The following is a 3,352-nucleotide window of genomic DNA, read 5'->3' on the forward strand; positions in this document are numbered from 1 at the left end:
ACGTGACAACGCCCCGCGGACGTCACCACACTCGTGCAGCAGTGGTCCTCCGCCCTGGACGGCAAGGGCTACATGGGCCTGCGCGCGGCTACGGACGACGTCAAGGACTGGAAGCGCGTCAACAGCGCTAACGCCACCAGCAACCCGCCGAAACTGACGGTGACCTGGAACTACCGCCCCGGCGACGGCACCGCGCAGCAGGCCGGCGCCCCGTTCAAGTCCTACGCAGGTGTCTGGGCGGTGAACACCACCACACCAACACTGCGGGACAAGTTCGCCGACGCCGACGGCGACACGGTCAACGGAACCTTCCAGGTCTACGATGCGGCCACGAACAAGCCCATCACTACCCCGGCCGGGGAAGGCCTGATCGTCTCCGACTACGTGGCCCCGGGTTCCTGGGCCTCCGTACGGGTGCCGGCCGGGCAACTGGTGAACGGCAAGACATACAAGTTCCGCACCAACGCCTACGACGGTACCCACTTCAACCTCAACTGGTCCCCGTGGCGTGAGTTCGTCGTCGACACAACCGCGCCGGGCACGCCCGCGAGCGTCTCGTCGGCGACCTACCCCGAGAACTGGGGCGGCGGCGGAGCCGGCGTCCGGGGCACGTTCGATGTCGACACGGGCGTCACCGACGCCCGCGACGTGCAGTACCGCCTCGACCCATTCGAGGACGACGGAGCGGAGTCCGGCTGGTCCACCGTCGCGACGACCACCACAGCGGCGACCTCCAGGGCCGTCGCTGCGACGAACACCGCCGTGTACACCGCGACACCCGCCGAGAATGGCAACCACGTGGTGCAGACCCGAAGCGTGGACCGTGCGGACAACGTTGGTCCGATCCGTGACTATGGCTTCACCGCCGGAAACCGCGACTACAACCGCGCGCAGAAGATCGACATCAAGCTGCCGACGACGACTCCCGACGCCGCGGCTCCCGCGCTCACTGACGATCCACTGCCGGCGCCGGGATGGAAGCAGGGCTCGGCCAGTCGCACCTTCAACGAGGGCGGCATGGAAGTAACCATCACTCCGAAGACACAACGGTCCCTCGAAGGCACCCGCAAGGCGGCCAAGGCGGCTGCGACGCGGGCACCCAGCTACCCCGACCCGATCGTCAAGGACACCTGGTGCCAGCCGAGCCTCTCCGGCGAGGCGCAAAAGTCGCTGATGACACGTAACGAGGCCTGCCTCTACTTCGACCTCAGCTTCACCGCCAGGAGCAAGACACTGCCCGGCGTCGACGACATCGAATACCGAGCGACCTTCGAGACCGCCTTCCAGATCAAGACGGACCCGCACGGCGGTGACATCAAGACCTGGATCGAGCTGAACCCCGTCACCAACACGTTCCCCGCCCAGGACCGGTCCGTCCTGCTCGGCTCCGGCGACCCGGACGCCTGGATCTCCTCCATGTGCGTCAGTGACGGCTGCAACGACGGGCCGGGCGGGAAGGATATCGACTTCTATGGAGAGACCAACTGGAAAGGCGGTATGAACGGTAACCAGCCCAACGACCCGCACATGATCACCGGTACCGCCGATCACCAGTGGAACGGCAAGGTCGACAACGCCTCCGGCACTCGCGACGTGGATCTCTCCAAGAGCATGCCGGTGTATTTCGCCGGAATGCCGGACACCGACGTGGAGCCGCCTCCTACCCCGGACGGCAGGAAGCGCGAATGGCAGGACGCGTCGGGCCCGTGGCGGGCGCCGGATCTCGTCGTGCGCTGCGACAAGGTCGACTCCAATGGTGACCCCGGTTGCGTGATGCCGCAGTACGTACCCGAGTACAGGTTCAACACCGCCAAGTACACGGCCGCCGCGGCTCATGTCTGGATGGTGCAGAACAAGAGCAAGCCGTCCAAAGGGCTCGGCGCCACTCCGGAGAACCCGCTGCACTACCACCCGTCCGCGAGCCGGGCGGAGAGCGGCTGGAACGCCGAGAAGGACTCCCGCAAGGTGATGTGTACCAAGTACCGAGGCCCGCGCGCCGCCAGTGGCTGGGTGCCGACGAAAAACTTCGTCAACCACCCGAAGACGATGATGCACCAGGAACTCGTGAGCAGCCCGTACCCCGACACGATCTCGTGCGACGAGTTCCCGTTCGCCTCGACCTACGAGTCCCCCGGACTGCCCGCCAACAAGGGAGGCAAGATGCCGGCCGGGGCGGACGGCGGCGGTGAGTGCATCCAGACCGTGTCGGCCAAGACCGACGACGGCAGTGAGCACCTGCTGGACGACACCCGCTACGACCCGCCGACCTGGAACGAAAACTGCGGTCGCTCATCGATGTCGACGTACATGAACTCGGGCGCGATGAGCCGCCTGGGCAACGAGTTCGCCCCGCAGTTCCGGCTCCTCGACAAGGACCCGTACACCGTGGACGTCGGCGACGCGTGGTTCAAGGCCTGTGACACCTCCAAGACCGACCTCGTCTGCGAGATGAAGAAGCCCTGACGGATTGATCCCGCTCCTGCTTCCGCCTCTGGCCGCGATCAGGCCGGAGGCGGAAGCCCGCCGTTTCTCAGGCGATCGGGTGGAACGGCTCCCAACCGTCCACTGCAGGAGAGTCGGGGTGTTCCCATACCAGGCACCCCTTCACCACCCCGGGCAGACACGGTCCTCTCCGACTCACGAACGGGCCGTTGCCGGATTCCAGCGCCTCGGCGACCGCGCTGAGACAGGACCCCACAGAAGGAAACTCAGGTGCGGACATCTCCGGCCCGGAGTGCGCGGACCACTGCCCCTCACCACCGCTTCCAGGTCCCTCGGAGGCATCGACGTAGCGGCCCACCAGGGCCCCTTCCTGATCCTCGCCCAGCCAGGCGACCCATGCCCGTGGCCACTCGGTGTCGGGCCAGTTGAACGACAGGCGCGTCATGGCGGCCTGCTTCGGGCCGAGAAGAACTCCACCTGGCAGAAACATGTCGGGACGAAGCTCGCCCTCCTCATCCCCTTCCACCTCGACATACTCCGTGCCGCCGCATACCCGCCACAGGACTTTGAGGTCCTCGGGAAATCCGTGCCCCAGCCACTGCCGTAACTGCTCCTCATCGGTGCGGACCTCCTCATCGCCGGTCGGCGGCAGCAGGCTCTGGTAGGAGACCGGCGCGTTCTTCTCGAGCCAGCGGGTGATGCGTGCCCACTCAGGTTCAACGTTCGGGTAGTCGGTCATGCCCCTGAGCTTACGAAATCGGCGACCGGCGGACCCGCGTCACCAGGCACCCGGTCGCGGCTCGAGCACTCGAACCCGCCACCCACCACTTGACTCTTGTGAACTACCGGTAGTTCGTTACTGACCTTTTCGGCGTGATGTCGTTGGGGGCTGACGATGCGTGATCGTCGC

At 66.1% G+C, this 3,352-nt stretch carries 2 protein-coding genes; one reads left to right on the forward strand and one right to left on the reverse strand.

Annotated elements, in window-relative coordinates; genetic code table 11:
* Positions 1 to 33: 33 nt before the first annotated feature.
* The gene (locus KM933_RS38460) at positions 34 to 2,463 is read left to right on the forward strand and encodes a hypothetical protein (protein WP_221362221.1); all 2,430 of its coding nucleotides are present in this window, start codon (positions 34 to 36) and stop codon (positions 2,461 to 2,463) included.
* Between the two features lie 67 nt (positions 2,464 to 2,530).
* Here KM933_RS38460 and KM933_RS38465 read toward each other — a convergent pair whose 3' ends face one another.
* Positions 2,531 to 3,181 carry an SMI1/KNR4 family protein gene (locus tag KM933_RS38465; protein ID WP_221362223.1) on the reverse strand — a complete coding sequence of 217 codons (651 nt, stop codon included), beginning with the start codon at positions 3,179 to 3,181 and terminating at the stop codon, positions 2,531 to 2,533.
* Between the last annotated feature and the right edge of the window lie 171 nt (positions 3,182 to 3,352).

It is taken from the genome of Streptomyces beigongshangae (genome assembly GCF_019710745.1).
Lineage (GTDB): Bacteria > Actinomycetota > Actinomycetes > Streptomycetales > Streptomycetaceae > Streptomyces > Streptomyces beigongshangae.

Bases quoted from the DNA above. Each gene is read 5' to 3' on its own strand.
- KM933_RS38465 (WP_221362223.1), bottom strand. From the start codon at position 3,181: ATGACCGACTACCCGAACGTTGAACCTGAGTGGGCACGCATCACCCGC.